Origin of the sequence: Methylobacterium sp. R2-1 (genome assembly GCF_014191355.1) — a bacterium.
Classification (GTDB): domain Bacteria; phylum Pseudomonadota; class Alphaproteobacteria; order Rhizobiales; family Beijerinckiaceae; genus Methylobacterium.
In genome coordinates this window covers 130,937-151,603 of the sequence record NZ_JACHWM010000011.1, presented here as the reverse complement: position 1 = coordinate 151,603, position 20,667 = coordinate 130,937, and the positions used below count along the sequence as shown (strand labels likewise).

Sequence of the window (20,667 nt, the reverse complement as noted above, 5' to 3'; positions counted from 1 at the left end):
CTGATGACCCTTCGCGTGCCGGATGTCCCAAGCCGGGACAATCCTTGGCCTGCCCCCTGCCTCTCAGCAAGCGACGAGCCAGTGCGCCGGTACCAATAGTGAAGGCAATTGACCAGGTTAACCACGGTATTGCAGGATGATTTGTACAGGTGCCATCAGAACATTTGTGTGATAGGCGAATGGATCAAAGGATGGGGCAGGGATGAAGCACTCGGTCAAGACGACGTTGCGCCGAGTACCGGCCCTGCGCGCGCTTGCCCTGCGTGGCGGCGCCCTGTTCAAGTCCCTGGCCCGTGCCGAAGCCGGCCTCTACACCCTGTGCTACCATCAGGTGCCGGAAGACCAGCAGGATCATTTCGCCGCGCAACTGCGTCATCTCGGTCGGCACGGAGACTTCATCGATGCCGACGGGGCGATCGAGCGTCTCGCCGCGGGTTGGCCGACCGGTGAGCGGGCCTTCCTCATCACCTTCGACGACGGCTACGCCGACACGTTCGAGGTGGCGCGGCCCGTTCTGAAGGCTCTCGGCATTCCGGGGATTGTCTTCCTGGTCAGCGACTGGATCGATGCGCCACCGGACACGCCACCCGGCCTGGATCGGGCGACATCGCTCTCCCCGAGCGGGCGCCTCTACATGAACCGGGCCGAGGTGGCGGCCTGGTGCGCGGACGGCCTCGACATCGGATCGCATACCGCCACCCATCGGCGCCTGAGCCGGCTCGGCCGCACGGTGGTCGCCGACGAGATCGCCCGCTCGCGACGCGACCTCGCCGCTCTCATCGGCCGGGAGATCCGCCACTTCGCCTGTCCTTGGGGCGTGGCCCGCCACGATTTCGACCCGGAGCTCGACCCGGCGCTGGCCCTGGAGAGCGGCTACCAGACCTTCTTCACCACACGGCGGGGCCGGGCCCTAAGCGCCGCGGACTTTCCCGCGATGCCCCGTCACGTGGTCGAGCCGCACTGGCCGGTCTCCGATTTCGAGGCCTTGATGGGCGGCCGGAAGACGAGCTGGCGGGCGAAGGGGGCGGCAAGGGGAACGGCGATAGGAACGGCTTGAGAAGATTTCGGGACTATCGCTGGGCGGCGGCGCCGGGTCGGTTCGAGCGCAGCTCCTGACCCGAGGTCGCCCATCCATGCCAGCCGGTGCGAGGCCATCCGACATCCTCCCCGATGATCCCGGCGGTGATCCCGGCGATGATCCGGGTTCATGGCCGGTCGTCGTGGTCACCGGGGCGCTCGCGCCCTACACGCACGTCCTCTACGAGCGTTTGGCGGAGCGGCTCGCCGGCCGTGACGGGCGGGCCCTGCATGTCCTGTCCTGCACGCCGCGCGAGAGCGCACGGCAATGGGTGATACCGCCGCCGCGCTTCTACCGGCACGCGGTGCTGCCGGGCTTGCGCTGGCACCGCTCCTCGATCCGCAACCTCTACGTCAACCCGGCGGTGGTGCCACGGCTCGTCGCTCTCCGCCCGGCGGCGGTGGTGCTCAATGACTTCTCGCCGACCATGCTGTTCGCCGCCGGAGCCGCCCGCCTGCGGCAGGTCCCCACCCTGATCCGCACCGACGGAGTGCCCGAGACCGATCCCGGCCAACGCTCGGCCCCGCATCGCTGGCTGCGCCGCGCCATCGTCTCCGGGGCTGCCGCCGGGATCGGACCGAGCAAGGACAGCGGCGCCGTGCTCGCTCGCTACGGGCTGCCGCCCGAACGCTTCGTCCTGAGCCCGCTCTTCCCGGCCTGGACGCCGCCCGCTCCGCCCCCGCCCGACGCCGCGCGGCCCTACGACCTCCTGTTCTGCGGAATGCTGAACGAGGAGGTGAAGGGCGCACGCTTCTTCACCGACGTGGTGCTCGGCTGCCGTGACCGCGGCCGGCGCCTGTCAGTCCGGGTCGCAGGCGACGGGCCGCTGCGAGCGGAGATGGAGGCGTGCTTCGCGCAGGCCGGCCTCTCCGCCCGCTTCGACGGCTTCCTGAGCCAGGACGCGCTGCCCGAGGTCTACGCCTCGGCGAGACTCTTCCTGTTCCCGAGTCGCGGCGACGTGTGGGGAATCGTGGTGCAGGAGGCGCTCCAGAGCGGAACGCCGGTGCTGGCCTCGCCCCATTCCGGCGTGGCCCGTGGCCTGCTCGAAGCCCATGCCTGCGGTGAGGTGCGGCCGATGGTGGTGGCGGATTGGATCGCGGCGACCCTGCGGCTCCTTGAGGACGAAGCCCGCCGGCAGGAACTGCGAAGCGCGGCGGCGCGCGCGCTCCCGCATTTCACGTCGGAGGCGGCCGTCGCGGGCTATCTCGACGTTCTTGAGCCTTTCTTGGTGGGGCGCCGCTGATGACGACCCTGGTTCCGGGGATATTTGCAGGAAGCGCACCCGACCTCACCTGCGGCCGCCGAAGACATCGATTCCAATCAGTGGCTACAAAAGCGGGCGCAGATATCTAATTTCGAACGCGGTGATAGTTGATACGGCTGGTCGTGTCGCAATTGAGATGTGGTCGTTAGCCTCGGTCCGCGATGTCACCACAGCCGGACGGCCAAGACAGAGAAACTAGATCTGTCATTTCGCGGAAAGCTGCATAGATCATATTCGTGATATTTTTACAACATTTTGTCGGAAGGTAAACGTAGCAATTTTATCCTTAAAAAATTGTCTTGCGTCGGCTGATTATCCTGCATGATTGTGTTGTTGCGGAACATACCTCGCCCGCATGTATCCGCCGTGCCTCCATGTCTCGCTGGAAGCTTTTCAAAATGGACATTGTCAAGAAGATGCGCTGGGAGCGTCCGCTTGATTTTGATCGCTCCGAGTCTCAAAATATGCCTGTCCTACCTCAAGATGTTCCGAAGCCGGCCGATAGCCTGACGAGTATCCTGCGTCTCGTTCAAACGGATGCCGATACGAGCGTCTCCGTTGCGGCGCCCTCGTCCTCGCAGGATTGGGCGAACCTGATCGAACGCGTGCGGGCCGCCGCTCACCGGACCCGCGAAGTCGAAGCGCAGGCCCAGGAGCAAGAGCAGCGGGTGCACGAGCTGCTGGAGCGGGTTCGCGAAGACATCAAGTTGGCCAGCGAGCGAGTTCGGGCCGCCGAAACCAGAGCGGCCAACGTGCAGGCTCAGGCTGAGCAGCGTATCCGAGCGGCGGAAGAGCGGGCGGAAGCTGCCGAGGAGCGAGCACGCATTGCCGAGGACTGGCTGAAGCAGGTCCACGAAGCGATCGTCAGCGAGTTTTCGACTCTCACTGAGGTGCCGTCCAAGGTCGCCTGAGGCCTCAGCGCGGTTTGGGCGATACCGCGGCAAGCGCGTCAGCGACGCGCATCCGTGAACGGCGAGGCCGGCAGCCCATCCCGTCGCAGCTTCAATAGGTCGAGGCCGAGAGCGATGCGGCGGTCGGCAGCGAAGCGGGTCAGCGCTTCGAGGTCGCCGGATTTCGGGGGCGGACCGTCGAGGCGGGTGTTGAACAGGATGATCTGCCGTCCCGCCTCGGCCTTGTCGGTGAGGGCAAGCCCGTCGCCGGCGATGGCGATGTTGTCGACGATCTGATTGTTGCGCGCCACGCCCGGCTCGTCGGAGAGCGCCTCCGCGAGCTTCGGGTAGCGCATCCGCCAGGGCGGCGAATCGAGCGGCATCGCGGCGAAGGCGGCGCGGAACTCCGAATCCGGCTCATTCAGCGCCGACTTCATCCAGGTCAGTCCACGCGCGTCGAGGGCGACCATCGGGCTCGAGGTGACGAAGAGGTTGCGGGTGACGATGTTGTCGCTGCCGCCGCCGATGAAGACCGGCTGCTGGACGTCGACGAACAGGTTGCGCTGAATGGTGAAGCCGCTCGCCATGTCGTCGAGGTAGACGCCCTTCACTTCCCTCCCCGGATCGGTGCGGATGTCGTGGACGTAATTGTCCTCGATGATCGAGCCGCGGGCAGTGAAGTCGCGTCCCGCGTAGATCGCACCGGTGTCGCTCAGGCCGTGGATGAGCCGGGCCACCTCGTTGCGGCGGAAGACATGGTCGTTGCCGCGCAGGTAGACCGCGTAGCCGGCCGCGTCGGTGATGAGGTTTCCGCTTGCCTCTGCGCCGACGCCGTCGAGTTCGATCGCGGAACTCTGGGTGCGGGTCAGCCGCGAGAAGCGGGTGAAGCGGGAATCGCGCACGAACAGACCGCCGGGCCGGAAGGTGGCGCGGTCGCCGCCGACGAGGCGGACCGCGCTCGCGCCGATGTCGTGGATCGTGCTACCGGAGAGGCCGCCTCCGGACACATCCTCGAACACCGCCGCGCGGCCCGCGGCCCAGGCCAGATCGCTTGCCCTGATCTCGATATCCTCCCCGCCTCGGGCGACGAACAGGTCACCGCGGGCGCGCTCCAGCCGAAGCCGCTCGATGCGCAGGTGCCGAGCGCCGTCCGCCCGAATCAGTGTCTCGGCGAGGCTCGCTTCCAGATCGCCTGCCCCGGGGGAGGGCCAAGCGAGAAGCAGGCCGCTCTCGCGGTCGCGCCACCATTCGCCGGCCTCATCGAGGGCAGCGAGGGCGTGAACCAGCCGTATCCGGGCGCCCTCGCGGATCCCCTCGTAGGGTGGTGCCTCCAATTCGAGTCGGCGGCGGCGCTGATCGACCTGCGCGACGGGCAGCGTCTCCAGGAGCCAGTCCCATTGCCAGAAGCCCTCAGCCCACAGCTCGCGCTCCCGAGTCAGATCGGGCAGAGGCGGCGCGTCCTTGAGAGCGAAGTCCAGGCCGCCCGCCCCGGCGGTGGCGACCGTCGCCCAGCCGGAATTGACCCCGAGATTCGGCCATTGCGCCGGCCGTAGGGCGCCGCCCGCATCGAAGATCTCGGTGACCCGCGGATGCGTCTCGCGCAAGCGCCGCGGCGCGCGGAAGGCCGGCTCCCGGCGCAGAGCATCCGGCAAACGATAGGCCCGCACCACCTCGCGCGCGGCCGCGGGCAGCCGCTCGCGCAGGCGCGGCGGCAGTGGCGCGGACGCCAGGGGCACGCTGCCGACGAGCCGGCTCGATCCATCGGCCGCGCCGCGCAGGATCAGCGGCGCCTCGGCCGCGCCGGAATGTTCGGGGCCGATCCGCACGGGGGCGACGATCCGGTGCGTGCCGGGCTCCAAATCCACGACGATCGTGCGCTTCTCCCCCTGCCGGCGCAGGGCCGCCACGCGGGCGAGGGCCTGCGGCAGGTCCGCGAAGCGGGTCTCTCGACCGGTGCCGGTTGCTCCGGTGGGGGCGACCCGCAGGACTACGAGCGATCCGGCCTCACCGCGAGCCTCCGCGGCAAAGCCGAGATCGGGCAGGCAGGCGAAGACGGCGAAGAAGGCGGCCGCGAGGAACGCGGCTCTCGTCCGGAACGGCCCGAGGCTCACGCCTCGGCGTCCGCATCGGTCATGACGAGATGCACGCGCGGATCACGGCCGATGGCGTCGAGGGCCCGCCGCAGCCGCGTGACGCCGCTGCGGGCCGCGCTCGCCGTCAGCAGCAGGGCGGGGAAGCGCTGATCCTGCGCGAGGCGCTCGGCGGCGATGTCGGTGCCGATCAGCCCGATATCCATGAAGACCGCGTCGAAGGACGAAGCCGTCGTCAGGATCGCGCCGGTATAGGCGCCGGTGCCAAGGCTCAGGGCCGCATCGTCGAAGGGCAGGATCTTGACCCCGGTCGGCCCTTCCACCAGGGCGTCGCCGAGCCCGGAATGCGTCCGCAGAACCTCGGCGACGCCGCGCTTGGCCGTGCTTCGCAGATCGCGCGAGATCATCGCCTCCGGATCGGCATCGACGAGGAGCACACGCTGGCCGTCGAGCGCGGCCGAGGCGGCGAGGCTGCGCGCCAGTTCCGACTTGCCGCTCCGGTCGTCTGCCGAGGTGACGAGGACGATCGCCGGCCGCGTGGCCGCGAAGTCGCGCTGGAGACGGCTGCAGAGCCGCGCCACGGCCACGTCGTAGGCGGTATCGGCGCGCAGGGCCTCGCCGCCGGCCCTGCCCCGCGTCTTGGTCCGCGCCCTGACCGGCAGCGCCGCGATGACCGGGAGCCCCGCGAGCTGCTGGAGCCGGCGGCGCGAACCGATCCGTCCCGCGGCCGGAACGGCGAGGAGAGCGAGCGCGGCGCCGATGCCGAGACCGGCCGCCACCGCCGCCGCGAAAATCGCCGGGATGGGAGGGCCGAGCCGGCGCGCCGGCAGCGAAGCGGGCGAGATGATACGCGAGGTCGAGGTGTCGAGGCGCTGCTGCTCCTGAAGCTCGCGGGCGCGGACGAGAAAGGCCTCGTAGACCGCGCGGCTCGCCTCGACCTGACGCTCCAGCTCGCGCAGGCGCACGAAGCTCTTATCGACGGACAGAGCCTCCTTCTTGCGGCTCTCCAGGGTGGCGGCGAGCGACGCCTCGTTGGCGAGCGCGGAGCGGTAGTCGTTGCGGGTGGCCGCGGCGATGCGCCGGATCTCGGCATTGATGTCGTTGCGCAGCGTCTGCACTTGCAGCTCGCCGGTGCGCAGGGTGGGGTGGCGCGGCCCGAGATTGGACACCGTATCGGCCCGGGCCGCCTCGATCTGGGCGAGCTGGGAGCGCAGCTGCGAGATGGTCGTGGACTGGACGATCTCGGTCACCGAGTTGAGATCGGCCCGCCCATTGGCGACTGCCTCGATCTGAGCGAGACGCCCGCGCAGCTCGCCCGCCCGGGCACGGGCGGCGCCGAGCTGCTGGTTGAGCTGAGTCAGGGCCTGCTCGCTGACGAGCTGGCCGCGGGTTCCGATGAGATTGTTGGCGGCGCGGAACTTCTGCGCCTTGTCCTCGGCCTCGCGCAGGTCGTTCTGCAACTCGCCGAGCCGGCTCGCCACCGCCTCACCGGCCTTGCGCGTGACCTGCGCCTGCGCCTGAGAGACGGTGGTGAGGTAGGTCTCGGCGATCGCCTGGGCGAGGTTGGCGGATTTTTGGCGCTCCTCGCTGGTGACGGACAACTCGACCACGAAGCTGCGCTCCAGGCGGCGCGCGGCGGTCCGCTCGCGCAGGGCCCGCAACGCGGTGAGCGTGTCGTCGGGGGCGCCGCCCGAAGCGCCGAGCAGAGAGGACAGGCCGCTCTTGACCGTCTCCAGCAGCGTGGCGGGGCGAACGAATTCCGGATCCTGATCGAGCTTGAAGCGACTCACGACCTGCCGCAGGACGTCGTCGGAGATCAGGACGCGGATCTGGCTGTCCACGAGGAGCAGGCTGGCATCGCTCGCTTGATCCGAGGGCGTCACACCGTCCTTGACCACCTGGATGCCGCGCGGATCGATCAGGATCTGCGTCACGGCGGCGTAGAGGGGCGGCACGAGGGCGAGCCACGCCACCGCGGCCACCAGGAGCAGGACCACCGGGGTCAGCACGAGCGCCCAGCGCGCACGCAGCGCCTGCCCGATCTCCCGCGGGTCCAGGAACCAGGGTTCCGGCGTCACGTCGGGCTTGCCCGGCTCGGCGCCGACGAAGAATCGCGAAGGCATCCGCTCGACCATCGTCATCGCAAGACTTTCGAACAAAGAGCATCCGCGGGTTCAGCCGACCCGCTGCAATCGATCCGGTCCGCCGTCTCCGTCCCGGAGCGGATCACTCGAAGCTGATCCTTCCCGTTTCGGGACATCGGCCGCGGGCCGGTTGTCGGTTCAGGGCTCATGCTTCAAATTGCGCGCCACGTAGCCGCCAGGTGGGCGCCACGCGGGCGCTGCCCGGCGAAAATCGAAGGGAGCGACGTCCAGCGCAGGCGCAAGCGCGCCCGCCGGCTCACGGCGCAAGACCCCGATGCGGGCATAGGCCAGCAGTCCCACGAAGGTCAGGACGTTGATGTTCCAGTCCTGGAAGATGCCCGGTGTCGTCATGCCGTTGAGGATCAGGAAGAAGACGCAGGTGGCGATGAGGCGGCGCCCGGCGCGGTCGAGCTTCATCCCCCAGCGGATCGCGGTTCCCAGCACCATCGCGCTGAGGCCGATCCCGATCAGGCCGGTGCCGGCCCAGGCGCTCAGCAGCATGTTGTGCGAGCTCGAGATGAACACCGCGTCCCGGGCCAGCGTCTCGGCCAGAGCCGTGGTCGGGATCAGCAGCTGGATGAAGCGGTCGCCGGCCGCGTAGCCGGCACCGACGAAGCGGTCCTTGGTCGCTTCGATGAAGACCGGCCAGAAGGTGCCGCGGCCGGTGGCGTCGGCCAATTCCTCCGGCGGCTTCTGCAGCACCACCGACACCACGTCGAGCAGGCCCGGGAAGGCGGACAGGCCGACCATCAGCACGACGAACAGGACGAGGTACACGGTGAAGGCGGTGTAGCCGATGATCCGCAGCCGGCGGTGCTGCGACGCGACCATGAGGCCCGGCACCACCGCAATGAGGGAGGCGGTGCTCGCGGCCGAGCCGGCGATGACGAAGCCGGCGAAGGCGAGCAGGAGGTGTGCGCCCCGGTGCCGGATGCGGTCGTCGAAGATGACGAGGAAGGCATGGGCGGCGCAGAGATAGGGCATCAGGTTGTGTTTGGCCGATGAGAAGACGATCCCATGTGCGAGGTTGTCGACGATGATCGGCGTCGTGGCGACCAGCCAGACGACGGTGAACAGCGCGAAAAGGTTGGCCAGCCGCCGCTCGATGTCGCTGCGATCGAAGATCAGGATCGAGGCGAGGGTGAAGATCGCCAGCTCGACCGTCCGGTAGACCGTGTAGCTCGGGACGACCGACCATGCGGTGCTGACGCCGTTCACGAGGATCATCAGCGTGAACGGCAGGTACGGCATCGAGAAGGCCACCAGCAACACGCGGCGGTCGACCGCGATGCGGGCGGCGAGATAGAGCCCGGTCAAGCCGGTCATGACGACGAGGGCGATGTTGGAGGCCGTCAGCCCCTGGTCCAGCACGGCGTTGCCGTCGTCCCGCGGGACGTTGAAGACGAGGGGCAGCAGCGCGAAGACCGACATCAGCGCGAACGGAACCGCCACGGGACCGTTCAGCGGTCCCATCCGGGTCTCGAGGCGGTGGCGCGCCAGCGGGTAGAGCAGCGCGAACCAGACCACCACGGCGACGACCAAGAGGAGGTTCAGCATTCCGGCGGTTCCATCGGGTGTTCCTCGGGATGTTTCCTCGGGCCGTTCTCCCGGACGTCTCCTCAGCTTGGCCGGATGGGGAGGAAGCCGATCTCGTGCCGCGTCGATCCCGTGCCCGCCAAGGCTCTGTGGAGTCTTGGTTTATGGCGTCTTTCGGGCTGTCAGGTCCGTGCGCGACCCTGTGACCCTGCATCTCCGGGCCAATCTTTCGGTTAAGCCGGCTGTCGTACTTGTCGGAATGCTTTCTAAGCTCCGAACAGGACCACCTCGGTATAGGTGAGGTCGCCGGTGGCCGGCGGGTTGGGGCCGCGGGCATATTTCGGGGCCCGGCCGTCGAAGAAGTGCCCGACGAGGCCCGGCAGCTTCCCCACCGCATCGAGCACGAACCACGGCATGGCGTGGTGCAGGATGAGATGCCGGCCGATCGCGCTGAGGAAAGCGGGCAGGTCGAGGGCGGTCGAGCGGTAGACGAGCTGGAGGCAGGGCAGGCGCGGCCACCGGGTCTCCCCCGGCCGCAGCTTGATGGCACGCCGCTGGAACAGGACGGCCCAGGCCTTGTCACCGTCCGAGCAGACGAGGCCGATGCAGCCATAGGCGATGTGGTCGGCCACCAGCCGGGCCTCCGGCTCCGGCAGCAGGCGCAGGCTCTCGGTGTTGGCTGCGCGGACGTGGCGTCCGCGGCCGAGGCCGGCCAGCAGCGGCATGACGAGCATCTGGCCCGAGCAAACGGGCTTGAAGCCGCGCGCCTTGTGCATCTGCCACGTCTGCGGCGCGGGCGAGACGTTGGTGTAGGTCACCCGGCGGTCGCGCATGGCGAAGCCGTCGAGCAGCGTGCCGAGTGCACGGAACTCCGGCAGCACGTACCAGCTCGACAGGTTGCAGCGCAGATGCGTGCCGGCCTCATCCGTCACCGTCCGATAGAGCGCGAGCAGGACACCGACGATGGCGCCGTCCCGTTCCAGCACATAGCCGTAGCGCGGCACGTCGTCAGGCAGGGGCTGGATACGGTGCCGTTCGAGCCCGGTCCGCCAATAGGCCTCAGAGCGGTCGGGAAAGCCGATCCGCAAAAGCCGCACGATGGAATCGAGGTCGCCCTCCTCGATGGTGCGGCAGCGGACCTTGACCCGCGCAGACCGAAGCCCCTCCCCCGCGGGTGCGACATTGACCAAGGCGTCGTTCATCCCATCCATCGGCGGCTCCCTCCGGCTCTTCGCGCTGTCCGCCACCCATGCTCCCCATGGATCCACGCGATCGACCCATGGAGACCGGCGCATTCTCGTCCCGCGCTGGGACGTGCCCGAAATAGAGCGAAATCTATGCCGGGCGGAGAGTGCCGCCCTGAAACAGTTGTTCTCGCATGACGATTGATTTAACGGATTTTTTTGAAGGAATCACTGTGGGCGAATACTGATTTGCTGAAATCAGCCGCCGTGTCGAGCCCTGACCTGAGACGACTCTGTGCAGGAACGGCCATCTCAGGCGGTGCTGCCGGCGTCGATGGTGAGCACGGTGCCGGTGACGTTGCGGGCCCGGTCCGACATCAGGTAGGCGACGGCGTCGGCTACATCCTGCGGCTCGGCCAGCCGCTTGAGCGCGCTGCGGTTGGCCACGCGTCCGCGCTCGACCTCGTCCATCTCGCCGGTCATCGCCGTCTCGATGAAACCCGGCGCCACCGCATTCACGGTGACCCCGAGCCGCCCGACCTCGCGGGCGAGCGACTTGGTGAAGCCGATCATCGAGGCCTTGGTCGCTGCGTAGACCGAGAGCGCATTGTAGCCGGTGAAGGCGATGATCGAGCTGACATTGACGATGCGGCCGGCGCCGGCCGTCATCATCCCGCGGGCGAGGTACTTGGTCAGCACCATCGGCGCGAGGGTGTTGAGGCGGACGAGTTCGGCGATTTTCGAGGCCGGCATCGTCGTAAGCAGGCCGGGCGTGCCGAGGGCCGCATTGTTGACGAGGCCGTAGACCGGGCCGTGCTCGGCCCGGATTTTTTGGGCGAGCGGCTGAAGCGCGTCGATCTCGCCGAGATCGGCGGCCATGAAGGTGATCCGGCCGGGGGCGGCAGCTTCTTGCGCCGCCTCCAGCGCCTCGCTCGGGCGCCGGGCGAGCGCGACCACGCGAAACCCGTCGGCGGCAAGCGTCGCGGCGGTGGCGAGGCCGAGGCCGCGGCTCGCTCCCGTGACGACGACGAGGCGCCCGGTCTTGAGATCCTCCTTGAGATCGTCGCTCACGCGCCCCTCCGCACCAGCTTGCCGCCCGAGGTGATCGGCAGCGCATCCACGAACGTCACGCTCGCCGGAACCTTGTGGCCGGCCAAGCGCGGGCGGCAATGGGCGATGATCGCCTTCTTGATCGCGATGCGGTCCTCACCGGCATCGGCGCGCAGCACTACCTCGGCCTCGACCACGGCGCCGAGGATCGGGTTGGGCCGGGCGCGGACACGGGACATCGACACGCCGGGGAAGACGTTGATGACGGTCTCGACCTCCTCCGGCTGCACCTTGGCGCCGCCGACATTGATCACGCCGCTGCGACGCCCGAGGAAGTGGTAGCGCTCGCCACGACGCTCCACGAGGTCGCCGGTGTCGATGAAGCCGTCCTCGGCGATCAGCGCCTCGGACGTCGCACCCAGATAGCGCCGGCCGGTGCGGGGGGAACGCACGAAGAGGCTGTCTTCGCGCACGGTGATCTCGATGCCGGCGCGCGTCCCGATGAGCGAGGCGGGAAAGCCCTCCTGACCGTCCTCGACGGTGAAGCCGACGCCGCCTTCGGTCGAGGCATAGGCGTGGGCGATCCGCGATTCAGGGAAGGCGGCTCGCAAGGCGTCGAGAATGTTCTGGTCGGCGATCTCGCCCGACAGCCGCACGTAGCGTGGCGCGAGCCGGTCCAGCGCCGCGCTCATCAGGGCGAGGCGCCAGTGCGACGGCGTGCCGAGGATGTGGGTGACGCCGGCCGCGCCGACGCGGATCAGATAATCGCGCACCGGCTCGCCCGCGTCGGAGAGCACGAGCGAGGACGGCCCGAGCATCGCCCGCAGGAAGACCTGCAATCCGCCGTAGCGGCGGATGTCGTAGAAGGTACTCCACACGGTGCCGGGCTCCGGCGCCGCGGCTTTGTTGATGCCGCCGGTCAAGCCTTCGAGGGTGTGGGCGACGAGCTTCGGCGCGCCGGTGGTGCCGGAAGTGGCCAAAGCCCACTCGGTCTCCCGCGGCGTCTCCGCGGCGGCGCGGCTGGCGTCGTCCACGCTGATGCAAGGCAGGCCCGCCAGCGTGTCGGGGGCAGGACCCCCGGCATCGGTGACGCAGATCTCGGCTTCGGCATCCGACGCGATCCGGGCGATGTGCTCCGGCGCGAGCTTCGGGGGGACGAGGGCAAGGCGGGCGGCGAGGCCGTCGAGCGCGATCATGGCGCGGGCCGCCGCCATCTGCCCGCCGACCGCGAGCAGCACCCGGCGGCCGGCGAGCGCCGCGGTCGCGGCGGGCTCACGCTCGCCGGAGACGATCCCGGCGAGATCTTTCTTGGTGCGGTGGTCGGACAGGAACAGGCCGTCGAGACCGCCCGCCGCCAGAAGTCTCTCGCGCAGGATCATCGGGGTCAGGCCGCCTGCCGGGTCGCGGCGCGGTCGTAGAGCGCGACGAGGTCGCCCACCGTCACCGGCAGGTCGGACGCGTCCATCTCGCTGAACGGATCGGCGCCGGTGAGATCCTCCATCCGCGCCACGAGCAGGGCGAAGCAGAGCGAGTCGAACTCGGTGTCGAGCATCACGAGCTCGTCGGTGATCGGCGGCATCGCCTTCTCCTGCTCGGCGGCGATGGCGGCGATCTCGGCAAAGACGGTCTCACGCAGGGACATGGTAGCTCTCCTCAAAGGCGGGTTGGAACGGGGCGCGGCGCAGGCATGAGCCGAAGTCGCGGGCGATGTCGGACAGGATCGGCTTGCCGCGCGGCACCAGCCGCCCGAGGCCGTAGAAGAAGTGGATCATGCCGGCATGGCCGGAGTGGACGACCTCCACCCCCGCCCGCTCCAGGCGCTCGGCATAAGCCGCGCCCTCGTCACGGACGGGGTCGAACTCCGCGGTGTGGATGCGAGCCGGTGGCAGGCCGGCGAGGTTCGCCTCGAGCAAGGGCGAGAGCCGGGGCGACGGCGGGGCGGCCTCGGGCCCGCAGGCGGCGAGATCGCGCCGGATCGTCGCCTCGTCGAGGAAGTATCCATGGGCGAAGTCGCGGCGCGAGGGGTAGGCCCCGTGCACGTCGAGCACCGGGCAGATCAGGAGCTGCGCCCGGATCGGGCCGCCGCGCCGCTCCTGGCAGACCCGTGCCGCGAGACCGGCACCAGCGGAATCGCCGCCGATGCCGAGCCGTGCCGGATCGATCCCGAATTCATCCGCCCGCGCGGCGACCCAGTCCGTCGCCGCCAGCGCGTCATCGAAGGCGGCCGGGAAAGGGTGCTCGGGTGCGAGCCGGTAATCGACCGAGACGACCCGGAGGCCGCCAGCCTCGGCGAGCACCCGGCAGATCCCTTCATGGGTGTCGAGATCGCCGGTCACGAGGCCGCCGCCATGCAGGTAGACGAGGCCGGGGCCGCCCGCGCTGCCGTCGGGCGCGTAGAGCCGGAGGACGAGCGGTCCGCCCGGACCGGGCAGGACGATATCGCGGGTGGTGACGTTCTCGGCCGTCAGCCCGGCGAGACGGGCGAGCCCACGCAACCCCTCCCGGCGGGCATCGAGGGTGATGCCGTCCGAGTTCCCAAGCGCCATCATGTCGAGGAAGCGGCTGACATGCGGATCGAGCGGCATCGGACGGCTCCAGGCGCTTCGTGTCAGAGCTTCAGTGCCGAACGGACCGAGGCCGGCCACGCGTCGATGCTCTCACCGTGGGTGGCGAACAGAGCGACTGCGAGGCGGTCCATGCCGAAGGCGACGCAGCCGGTATGGGCGGGCTCGCCGTCCTCCAGGTTCAGGCCCCAGGTCGTGCCGAAATGCTCGCGGTGATAGTTGAAGCTCATGCAGGCGGTGCCGGCAGCAGCCCCCCGGAGCGGGATCAGCAGCTCGAACTTCAAGGCCTGTTCGAGCTGGCTGAAGGCCATGATCTGGCCGAGCCGTCCGAAGAACGGATCGCTCGCGGTCTCGACCGTGTAGGGCAGGCCGAGTTCGTCGGCCATGGCAGCGGCGGTCGCGATCCAGCTCTCGCGGAAGGCGACGATCTGCTCCGGCGTGCCGATGCGGACGTATTCGCGCATCCGAAAGGATTGCAGTCGGTCGAGATGGCGCGAGGGCTCGCGGCGGAAGCAGTCGCAGGCGACGTCGAAGCGGTAGCCGGTGGACGGCACCGTGCCGCGGGCGGCGGCGATCGGGTAGACCGGGTAACAGGCGGCCGGGGTCAGCACGAGGTCAGCGGTCTCGAGGCCGGTGGTCCAGTCGCCGCCTTCCAGATGTTTGTCGGCCGAGGCGCGGATCTCTGCCTCGCTGCCTTCCAGGCAGGAGACGCAGCCGAGAAGGTTCGGAAAGCTCTTGAGGTAGCCGTGCCGCTCGAGATGCGCTCGGCTCATCACCGGGGGGAAGCGGAACACTTCGGTGCCGTCTTCGCGCCGGGCCGAGATGAAGGCAGCGAGCGCCTCCACCGCCGACTCGTAGGTGCCGGTGCGGGCGTAGACGCCCTGCGCGTTCATCGGCTTGAACATCGCGTCGAACAGAGCGTCGAGCGGGTCGGACGCGGGCGGGGAGGCCGGCGCGTTCATCACTTGCATGTTCATGGCGGGCAGTCCTTCGGCACAGAGGGGGCTGGTGCGGCGCGCTGGGGTCAGGCGCTCAGCGACGCGGCGACCGGTGACATCAGCGTCGCGGTGGCCAGATTGGCCACGATCCGGTCGTTGTGGATCATGATCGGCGCCGAGAGGATGTCGCGCAGCGCCCGGCCGACGCTGAAATCGCCGTCCTGGCGGTAGCCGGCGAGGCCGTTGGCGCGCAGCGCGCTCGACACCGTGGCAACGGCCAGTTCCGAGACCTCGACCTTGAGCATCGTCAGCGCCGTCTGTACGTCGAGGCCGGCGAGCGCCGCCGGATCGCCTTGCGCACTCTCGAAGGTATCGAGGGCCTGGGTGATGAGGGCGCGGGCCTGTTTCAGGCTGGAGACGGCCCGGGCGTAATGCAACGCGCCGGGCGGGGCGACGCCGCCCGCGCCGCGCATCGCCGTGCGGGTGAACGCCTGGGCGCGATCGACGGCGGAGGCACTGATCCCGGCCCAGGCGCTCGACCAGAGGATGTGCGAGACCGGTGTCATGGTCTGGTTGTGGATGTCACCGTAGCGGGCGGCGAGCACCTGCTGAGGCAGGCCGCGGGCTTTGAGGCGGAAGCCGCTGCTGCAGGTGCCGCGCATGCCGAGCGTTTCCCAGCCGCTCAGGCGCTCCAGGCTGTAATCCTCCTTCAGGAAGACGCAGAGCACCTGGTCGGATGCTCCGGCCTCGGCCGAGCGGCGGGCGACGGTGACGACGCCATCGGCCTGCGCGCCGTAGGAGATCACGGTGGCGGCCCGTTCCAGGGTGACCGCCTCGCCGTCCGACTCGATCGCGGCGGACGAGGAGCGGACGTTGCCGCCGCCCTGCCCCTCGGTGGTCGAGGACGCCATCAGGAGCTGTTCGTCGGCGATGCGGCGCAGGAGGCCGTCCTGCCAGGGCTCGCCGCTTCCGTGCCGGATCAGGCAGGCGACCTTGGTCTGGTGCATGGCGAAGATCATCGCCGCGGAGGCGCAGGCCCGCCCCAGCACGTAGCTGATTTCTGCGAGCGTCCGTACCGAGGCGCCCTCCCCGCCGAGGTCGATCGGCACGGCGGCTCCCAGCAGGCGCTGCGTACGGAACGCGGCGACGGCTTCCTCGGGGAAGCGCCCCTCACGGTCCACTGCGTCCGCATGGGCAGCGGCGATCGCGGCAGCGGCGGCGGCGCGGGTCAGGAGGTCGGCGGCGTCACCGACGAGGCCGTCCGGCTGCGGCATCGGCTGCATGGTCATGGCGGGGCTCCGTTGAACTGAAGCCGGCCGGGCCGGCGGCACGTCAGGGGGGTGCGTGAGGAAGTCGGGGAGCGCCGCTCAGGCGTTCGGGCTACGCACGTTCTCGACCATCCGGGCGATGGTCTCGATCGAGTAGAAGTTCTTCGGCGTGAGGCTCGCGGGCGGGATCATGATGTCGAACTCCGCCTCGACCGCGACCATCAGGTTGACGAGATCGAGCGAGGAGAGCCCGACATCGATCAGGGCGTCCGTTTGGTCGAATTCCGGCTTGATCGCGTGGCGGGCGGCGATCGCGTAGGCGAGGCCCATGGTGCGATCCGCGACGCTGGCTGTCACCGCTTGCGACATGGTGTGGTCTTCCCTCGGTCTGTTCTGACTGGGTCGGTCCGTAACCGTTTCGGCCCCAATACAATATTTGTTTTTGGATACTCTTAGTGGTTGTGCATAAAAAGTGTTTATTGGTGTTAAGTATGACCTTGGTTAATACGATCAGTATTGCGTATCATTTGGTGCCGGACCGTCTCGGCCGACCCTCACTCCGGTAAGATCCGGATGAAGCGGCCGCTGCCATAGGCCAGGGCGGGCCGCTCAGCCCGGTTCAGTCGGACCTCGCGCACCGCGCCGAGGAGGATGGCGTGGCTGTGTCGTTCGATCACCTCGTCCAGCGTGCAATCGACGAGGGCCCGTGCTTCGGTGAGGCCCGACGCGCCCGAGGCCATGATAGTCCAGTCGGCGCCGAAATAGCGGGCGGCGCCCTTGAGGCCGCCGATGCCGGCGAAGCGCTCGGCAATCGCCTGCTGCCCTCCGCCGAGGATGCTGACGCAGAAGTGCCGCCTTCGGGCGATGACCGGCCAGGCCGAGGAAGCACGGTTGACGCAGACCAGCATGGTCGGCGGATCGACCGAGAGCGAGATGGCCGACGTCGCGGTCAACCCGACCCTATCGTCGCCGATCCCGGCGGTGACGACGACCACGCCCCCGACGAGGCGGCGCATCGCCTGTTTGAGCAGTGTCCCGTCCGCGGACGGTGCAGGGAGAAGGGCGGCGGCGGCCATCACGCGCTCCGCCCCTTGCGGCGCGCAGGAGCGGAGACGACGCCTCGATCGGCCATCGAGCGGGCTGTCGGTGATCTCCGGTGCGCAGTCATGGTCCGCAATCCGTTCGGCGGTCTGCAATCGGGCTTCGTGAAACCTGTCCGACCCGATTTAGCCGCGTGTCTCCCACGAAAGTCCCGGTGCGCCGCGCCCGGACGAGAGACGATCGGCGACGGTGAGTTTTGTGAGTCACTCTGAAACCGGACGTTATCGGTTCATCTCTATGTCGTTGCCTGTCCTTGCGGCTCATCTGTGCAAGTCCAGGGCCCGGCCGGATTGGCCGGAAACTGTTCAGTTCCGGTACGAACCGGAGGATGGGCCGAGGAGCGGTCCCGAACCGGGACACGTCCTGCCGTCAAGCGAGATCCGAGCGATGTCCCACAGCCTCGACGCCGCCCTCCCCGCCCGCCGCAGCGGGCGGAACGCTGCCCAGGCATTGGTCGATCAACTCGCGGCCAACGGCGTCACCCACGTCTTCGCGGTGCCCGGTGAGAGCTACCTGCCGGTGCTCGACGCGCTCTACGAATCGGGCATCGCGCTGACCGTCTGCCGCCAGGAGGGCGGTGCGGCGATGATGGCGGAGGCCTACGGCAAGGCGACCGGACAACCCGGCATCTGCTTCGTCACCCGCGGGCCCGGCGCCACCAACGCGTCCGCCGGCATCCACATCGCCCAGCAGGATTCGACGCCGATGATCCTGTTCGTCGGGCAGATCGAGCGATCCTTGCGCGACCGCGAGGCGTGGCAGGAGGTCGATTACCGCGCCGCCTTCGGGCCGATCGCCAAATGGGCGACCGAGATCGAGACCGGGGCGCGGGTGCCGGAATACGTCTCGCGCGCCTTCCACACCGCCACTGGCGGCCGGCCGGGCCCGGTGGTGATCGCGCTGCCCAAGGACATGCTGAAAGACACGGCCGAGGGCCCACTGGCCCCACCCTTCGAGCCGGTCGAGGCGGCGCCGGGCGCGGAGGATCTGGAGCGCCTCGCCGCCCTGCTGGCAGAGGCCGAGCGGCCCTTCCTCGTGCTCGGCGGCAGCCGCTGGAGCGAGCGGGCCTATGCCGACATCCGCCGCTTCGCCGAAAGCTTCGATCTGCCGGTCGCCACGAGTTACCGCCGGCTGCCGCTATTCGACCCGCTCCACCCGAACTACGCGGGCGATCTCGGGCTCGCCGCCAACCCGAAGCTGGTGGCGCGGGCGAAGGCCGCCGACCTGATGATCGTGCTCGGCGGCCGTCTCGGCGAGGTCGCGAGCCAGACCTATTCGCTGCTCGACATTCCTGCACCCCGCACCCGGCTCGTTCACATTCATCCCGGCTCGGAGGAACTCGGCCGGGTCTATGTCCCGCATCTCGGCATCACCGCCGCCCCGGCCCGGATGGCGGCGGCGCTGGCGCGGCTCCCGCCGCCGGACGCCCTGCCGTGGTCGGAGGCGACCCGCGCGGCCCATGCCGAGTATCTGGCATGGTCGCAGATCCCGACGCCGCAGCCCGGCCCGGTCAATCTCGGGCAGGTGATGGTGCACCTGCGCGAGACGCTGCCGGAGGATGCGGTCCTGTGCAACGGCGCGGGCAACTACGCCGCCTGGATCCACCGCTTCTACCGCTTCCGCCGCCTCGCCACCCACATGGCGCCGACCTCGGGCTCGATGGGCTACGGCGTGCCGGCGGCGGTTGCGATGAAGCGGATCTTTCCCGACCGCACCGTGATCTCGATCAACGGCGACGGCGACTTTCTGATGAACGGGCAGGAATTCGCGACCGCGGTGCAGTACGGCCTGAACCTTGTCTGCATCGTCGCCGACAATGCGAGCTACGGCACGATCCGGATGCATCAGGAGCGCGATTTTCCCGGCCGTGTCTGCGCCACCGACCTCGTGAATCCGGATTTCGCGGCCTATGCCCGCGCCTTCGGCGGCGTCGGCTTCACGGTCGAGCGGACGGAGGATTTTCCGGCGGCTCTGGAGGAGGCCCTGGCGGCGCAGCGTCCGGCGATCATTCACGTGAAGATGTCGGTCGATGCGATCGCGCCGGGCACGAGCCTCACGGCCATCCGTGAGAAGGCGCTGGCGGGAGAGTGAGGCGTTGAGGAAGAGCCCCTCTCCCGCAGAGGAGACAGGGGCTTGGCTTCAGCTCAGCCGACCGTGCGCAAAGTCCCAGTATAGTTGCCGCGCGAGGCGAAACACCGGCCCCGGCTCGAAACGTACGTTGTCGAGTCCGGTGACCGGGGCGACCTTCGCGAAATTGCCGGCGGTGAAGACCTCGTCGGCGCCCAGAAAATCCTCGTAGCGAAGCGTCTTCTCCACCACCGTGACGCCGGCCCCGCGCAGCAGCGCGAGGATGCGGGCGCGGGTGATGCCGGCCAGGAACGTCCCGTTCGGGACCGGTGTGTAGACGACGCCGTCCTTGGCGAAGAGCGCGTTGGCGTTGGCGAATTCCGCGACGTTGCCGAGCCCGTCGAGCATGAGGCAATTGCCGAAGCCGCGCGACAGCGCCTCGGTGAGCGCCCGCGCGCCGTTGGGGTAGAGGCAGCCCGCCTTTGCATCGACGGGGGCCACCTCGATCGACGGGCGGCGGAAGGGTGAGAGCGTGGCCTTGATGCCGGTCGGCAGGGGCATCGGCGCACTGTAGAGCGACAGGCACCAGTTGGTGGAGGCGGGATCGAAGCGCACGCCGCCGGCGAATCCACTCTCGGCCCAGTACATCGGCCGGATGTAGAGTTCGGCATCGGGCGCGAAGCGCGTCAGCCCCTCGGCGACGCGGCAGGTCCATTCCTCGACCGCGACCTTCGGCGTGAGCCCGAGGGCGGTGGCCGAGCGGTTGACCCGGGCGAGGTGCAAGTCGAGGTCGGGCGTGACGCCCTCAAAGGCGCGGGCGCCGTCGAACACCGTCGAGCCGAGCCACGCGCCGTGGGTGCGCGGCCCCATGATCCGGACATTGCCGGGGTGCCACGCGCCCTCGAAGAAGGTCCAGGTGTCGTGGTTCGGGGTATCGTGGTCCGGTGTCGTCATCGCTTCCGAGCCTCCGAACGTCCTGCCTCAGGCGGCTTCGAGTTGGCCGCCGGCGCCGGAGCGACGGCTCAGCATCCGCTTGGCCTTGCCGGCGGCGCGCAGGGCGAGCGCCACGACCTTCGGCTGCGTCTTCCGGCAGAACGCGACCTTCCGCACGTAGCTCTCGACATGCCAGTGGCAGACCGCGCCGCGGGGAATGAACAGCACGTCGCCGGCCTTGAAGGTCTTGGCGGGGGAGAGGCCGTCGCTGATCGTGGCCGAGCCCTCGATGAAGTGGATCGTCTCGTCGATGTCGTAGTGCCACTCGAACCGGCCGGCGGTGCAGTCCCAGACGAGCGTCCAGGCCATGCCATCGGCGCTGCGCGAGAGCATGGTGTTGCGGGCCACGGGCTGTCCCTCGTGGATCCAGCTCGGCTCGATCGGCGCGGCGCGCAGCTCGCCCGAGGTCACGGACGGAATCATCGCTGTGATCGACACATCATCCTCGCTGAGGGGAGCAGGCGTTCAGGACCGTTCCGGAAGCACTCAGCCGAGCAGAA

Annotated in this window: 18 protein-coding genes; 4 read left to right on the top strand and 14 right to left on the bottom strand. The window is 69.0% G+C overall.

The window, feature by feature from the left end:
• The first annotated feature begins 202 nt into the window (after window positions 1-202).
• From FHU13_RS16515 to FHU13_RS16505, 3 genes are all read left to right on the top strand, one after another.
• Entirely contained in the window at window positions 203-1,057 is an 855-nt protein-coding gene (locus FHU13_RS16515) for a polysaccharide deacetylase family protein (RefSeq protein ID WP_183436941.1), read from the top strand.
• A 76-nt stretch (window positions 1,058-1,133) separates the two neighbouring features.
• Window positions 1,134-2,321, top strand: coding sequence for a glycosyltransferase family 4 protein (locus FHU13_RS16510; protein WP_183436940.1), 1,188 nt, complete (start codon window positions 1,134-1,136; stop codon window positions 2,319-2,321).
• A gap of 419 nt (window positions 2,322-2,740) precedes the next feature.
• Window positions 2,741-3,253, top strand: a complete 513-nt coding sequence (locus FHU13_RS16505; RefSeq protein ID WP_183436939.1) for a hypothetical protein — start codon at window positions 2,741-2,743, stop codon at window positions 3,251-3,253.
• Window positions 3,254-3,291: 38 nt separating this feature from the next.
• On the opposite strand, the gene FHU13_RS16500 is transcribed toward FHU13_RS16505, so the two are convergent.
• From FHU13_RS16500 to FHU13_RS16445, 12 genes are all read right to left on the bottom strand, one after another.
• Window positions 3,292-5,343, bottom strand: a complete 2,052-nt coding sequence (locus FHU13_RS16500) for a right-handed parallel beta-helix repeat-containing protein (protein ID WP_183436938.1) — start codon at window positions 5,341-5,343, stop codon at window positions 3,292-3,294.
• The gene (locus tag FHU13_RS16495; RefSeq protein WP_246714703.1) at window positions 5,340-7,445 is read right to left on the bottom strand and encodes a GumC family protein; all 2,106 of its coding nucleotides are present in this window, start codon (window positions 7,443-7,445) and stop codon (window positions 5,340-5,342) included. The genes FHU13_RS16500 and FHU13_RS16495 overlap by 4 nt, the downstream gene beginning before the upstream one ends.
• Before the next feature lie 159 nt (window positions 7,446-7,604).
• The gene (locus tag FHU13_RS16490) at window positions 7,605-9,023 is read right to left on the bottom strand and encodes an O-antigen ligase (protein WP_183436936.1); all 1,419 of its coding nucleotides are present in this window, start codon (window positions 9,021-9,023) and stop codon (window positions 7,605-7,607) included.
• A gap of 245 nt (window positions 9,024-9,268) precedes the next feature.
• Window positions 9,269-10,204 carry a hypothetical protein gene (locus tag FHU13_RS16485; protein ID WP_409518510.1) on the bottom strand — a complete coding sequence of 312 codons (936 nt, stop codon included), beginning with the start codon at window positions 10,202-10,204 and terminating at the stop codon, window positions 9,269-9,271.
• 294 nt (window positions 10,205-10,498) lie between these two features.
• Window positions 10,499-11,257 carry an SDR family NAD(P)-dependent oxidoreductase gene (locus FHU13_RS16480; RefSeq protein WP_183436934.1) on the bottom strand — a complete coding sequence of 253 codons (759 nt, stop codon included), beginning with the start codon at window positions 11,255-11,257 and terminating at the stop codon, window positions 10,499-10,501.
• Window positions 11,254-12,615 carry a class I adenylate-forming enzyme family protein gene (locus FHU13_RS16475; protein ID WP_183436933.1) on the bottom strand — a complete coding sequence of 454 codons (1,362 nt, stop codon included), beginning with the start codon at window positions 12,613-12,615 and terminating at the stop codon, window positions 11,254-11,256. Before FHU13_RS16475 ends, FHU13_RS16480 begins: the two co-directional genes overlap by 4 nt.
• Window positions 12,616-12,620: 5 nt before the next feature.
• The gene (locus tag FHU13_RS16470; protein ID WP_183436932.1) at window positions 12,621-12,878 is read right to left on the bottom strand and encodes an acyl carrier protein; all 258 of its coding nucleotides are present in this window, start codon (window positions 12,876-12,878) and stop codon (window positions 12,621-12,623) included.
• Window positions 12,865-13,821, bottom strand: coding sequence for an alpha/beta hydrolase (locus FHU13_RS16465; RefSeq protein ID WP_183436931.1), 957 nt, complete (start codon window positions 13,819-13,821; stop codon window positions 12,865-12,867). Before FHU13_RS16465 ends, FHU13_RS16470 begins: the two co-directional genes overlap by 14 nt.
• 23 nt (window positions 13,822-13,844) lie before the next feature.
• On the bottom strand, window positions 13,845-14,777 hold the full coding sequence (locus FHU13_RS16460) for an amino acid--[acyl-carrier-protein] ligase (protein ID WP_183436930.1): 933 nt from the start codon (window positions 14,775-14,777) through the stop codon (window positions 13,845-13,847).
• A 47-nt stretch (window positions 14,778-14,824) separates the two neighbouring features.
• A complete protein-coding gene (locus tag FHU13_RS16455; protein ID WP_183436929.1) occupies window positions 14,825-16,027 on the bottom strand; it encodes an acyl-CoA dehydrogenase family protein in 1,203 nt (400 codons plus the stop codon).
• Window positions 16,028-16,105: 78 nt separating this feature from the next.
• Window positions 16,106-16,375: a phosphopantetheine-binding protein gene (locus FHU13_RS16450; protein WP_183436928.1), complete on the bottom strand. Its 270-nt coding sequence runs from the start codon at window positions 16,373-16,375 to the stop codon at window positions 16,106-16,108.
• A gap of 185 nt (window positions 16,376-16,560) precedes the next feature.
• Window positions 16,561-17,082: a flavin reductase family protein gene (locus tag FHU13_RS16445; RefSeq protein WP_183436927.1), complete on the bottom strand. Its 522-nt coding sequence runs from the start codon at window positions 17,080-17,082 to the stop codon at window positions 16,561-16,563.
• Window positions 17,083-17,494: 412 nt separating this feature from the next.
• Between FHU13_RS16445 and FHU13_RS16440 the strand changes: the two genes are divergently transcribed.
• Window positions 17,495-19,198 (top strand): thiamine pyrophosphate-binding protein, encoded by a 1,704-nt coding sequence (locus FHU13_RS16440; protein WP_183436926.1) that lies wholly within the window; start codon window positions 17,495-17,497, stop codon window positions 19,196-19,198.
• A 48-nt stretch (window positions 19,199-19,246) separates the two neighbouring features.
• Here the strand turns inward: FHU13_RS16440 and FHU13_RS16435 are convergent, their stop codons facing one another.
• Both FHU13_RS16435 and FHU13_RS16430 read right to left on the bottom strand, forming a co-directional pair.
• A complete protein-coding gene (locus FHU13_RS16435) occupies window positions 19,247-20,128 on the bottom strand; it encodes a branched-chain amino acid aminotransferase (RefSeq protein ID WP_183436925.1) in 882 nt (293 codons plus the stop codon).
• A gap of 27 nt (window positions 20,129-20,155) precedes the next feature.
• On the bottom strand, window positions 20,156-20,590 hold the full coding sequence (locus tag FHU13_RS16430; RefSeq protein ID WP_183436924.1) for a cupin domain-containing protein: 435 nt from the start codon (window positions 20,588-20,590) through the stop codon (window positions 20,156-20,158).
• Window positions 20,591-20,667: the final 77 nt, after the last annotated feature.

What these genes read in the sequence shown, in the direction of transcription:
- FHU13_RS16515 (WP_183436941.1), top strand. Translation starts at nt 203, where the DNA reads ATGAAGCACTCGGTCAAGACGACGTTGCGCCGAGTACCGGCCCTGCGC.
- FHU13_RS16510 (WP_183436940.1), top strand. Translation starts at nt 1,134, where the DNA reads ATGCCAGCCGGTGCGAGGCCATCCGACATCCTCCCCGATGATCCCGGC.
- FHU13_RS16505 (WP_183436939.1), top strand. Translation starts at nt 2,741, where the DNA reads ATGGACATTGTCAAGAAGATGCGCTGGGAGCGTCCGCTTGATTTTGAT.
- FHU13_RS16495 (WP_246714703.1), bottom strand. Translation starts at nt 7,445, where the DNA reads ATGCCTTCGCGATTCTTCGTCGGCGCCGAGCCGGGCAAGCCCGACGTG.
- FHU13_RS16490 (WP_183436936.1), bottom strand. Translation starts at nt 9,023, where the DNA reads ATGCTGAACCTCCTCTTGGTCGTCGCCGTGGTGGTCTGGTTCGCGCTG.
- FHU13_RS16485 (WP_409518510.1), bottom strand. Translation starts at nt 10,204, where the DNA reads ATGAACGACGCCTTGGTCAATGTCGCACCCGCGGGGGAGGGGCTTCGG.
- FHU13_RS16475 (WP_183436933.1), bottom strand. Translation starts at nt 12,615, where the DNA reads ATGATCCTGCGCGAGAGACTTCTGGCGGCGGGCGGTCTCGACGGCCTG.
- FHU13_RS16470 (WP_183436932.1), bottom strand. Translation starts at nt 12,878, where the DNA reads ATGTCCCTGCGTGAGACCGTCTTTGCCGAGATCGCCGCCATCGCCGCC.
- FHU13_RS16465 (WP_183436931.1), bottom strand. Translation starts at nt 13,821, where the DNA reads ATGCCGCTCGATCCGCATGTCAGCCGCTTCCTCGACATGATGGCGCTT.
- FHU13_RS16460 (WP_183436930.1), bottom strand. Translation starts at nt 14,777, where the DNA reads ATGAACATGCAAGTGATGAACGCGCCGGCCTCCCCGCCCGCGTCCGAC.
- FHU13_RS16455 (WP_183436929.1), bottom strand. Translation starts at nt 16,027, where the DNA reads ATGACCATGCAGCCGATGCCGCAGCCGGACGGCCTCGTCGGTGACGCC.
- FHU13_RS16450 (WP_183436928.1), bottom strand. Translation starts at nt 16,375, where the DNA reads ATGTCGCAAGCGGTGACAGCCAGCGTCGCGGATCGCACCATGGGCCTC.
- FHU13_RS16445 (WP_183436927.1), bottom strand. Translation starts at nt 17,082, where the DNA reads ATGGCCGCCGCCGCCCTTCTCCCTGCACCGTCCGCGGACGGGACACTG.
- FHU13_RS16440 (WP_183436926.1), top strand. Translation starts at nt 17,495, where the DNA reads ATGTCCCACAGCCTCGACGCCGCCCTCCCCGCCCGCCGCAGCGGGCGG.
- FHU13_RS16435 (WP_183436925.1), bottom strand. Translation starts at nt 20,128, where the DNA reads ATGACGACACCGGACCACGATACCCCGAACCACGACACCTGGACCTTC.
- FHU13_RS16430 (WP_183436924.1), bottom strand. Translation starts at nt 20,590, where the DNA reads ATGATTCCGTCCGTGACCTCGGGCGAGCTGCGCGCCGCGCCGATCGAG.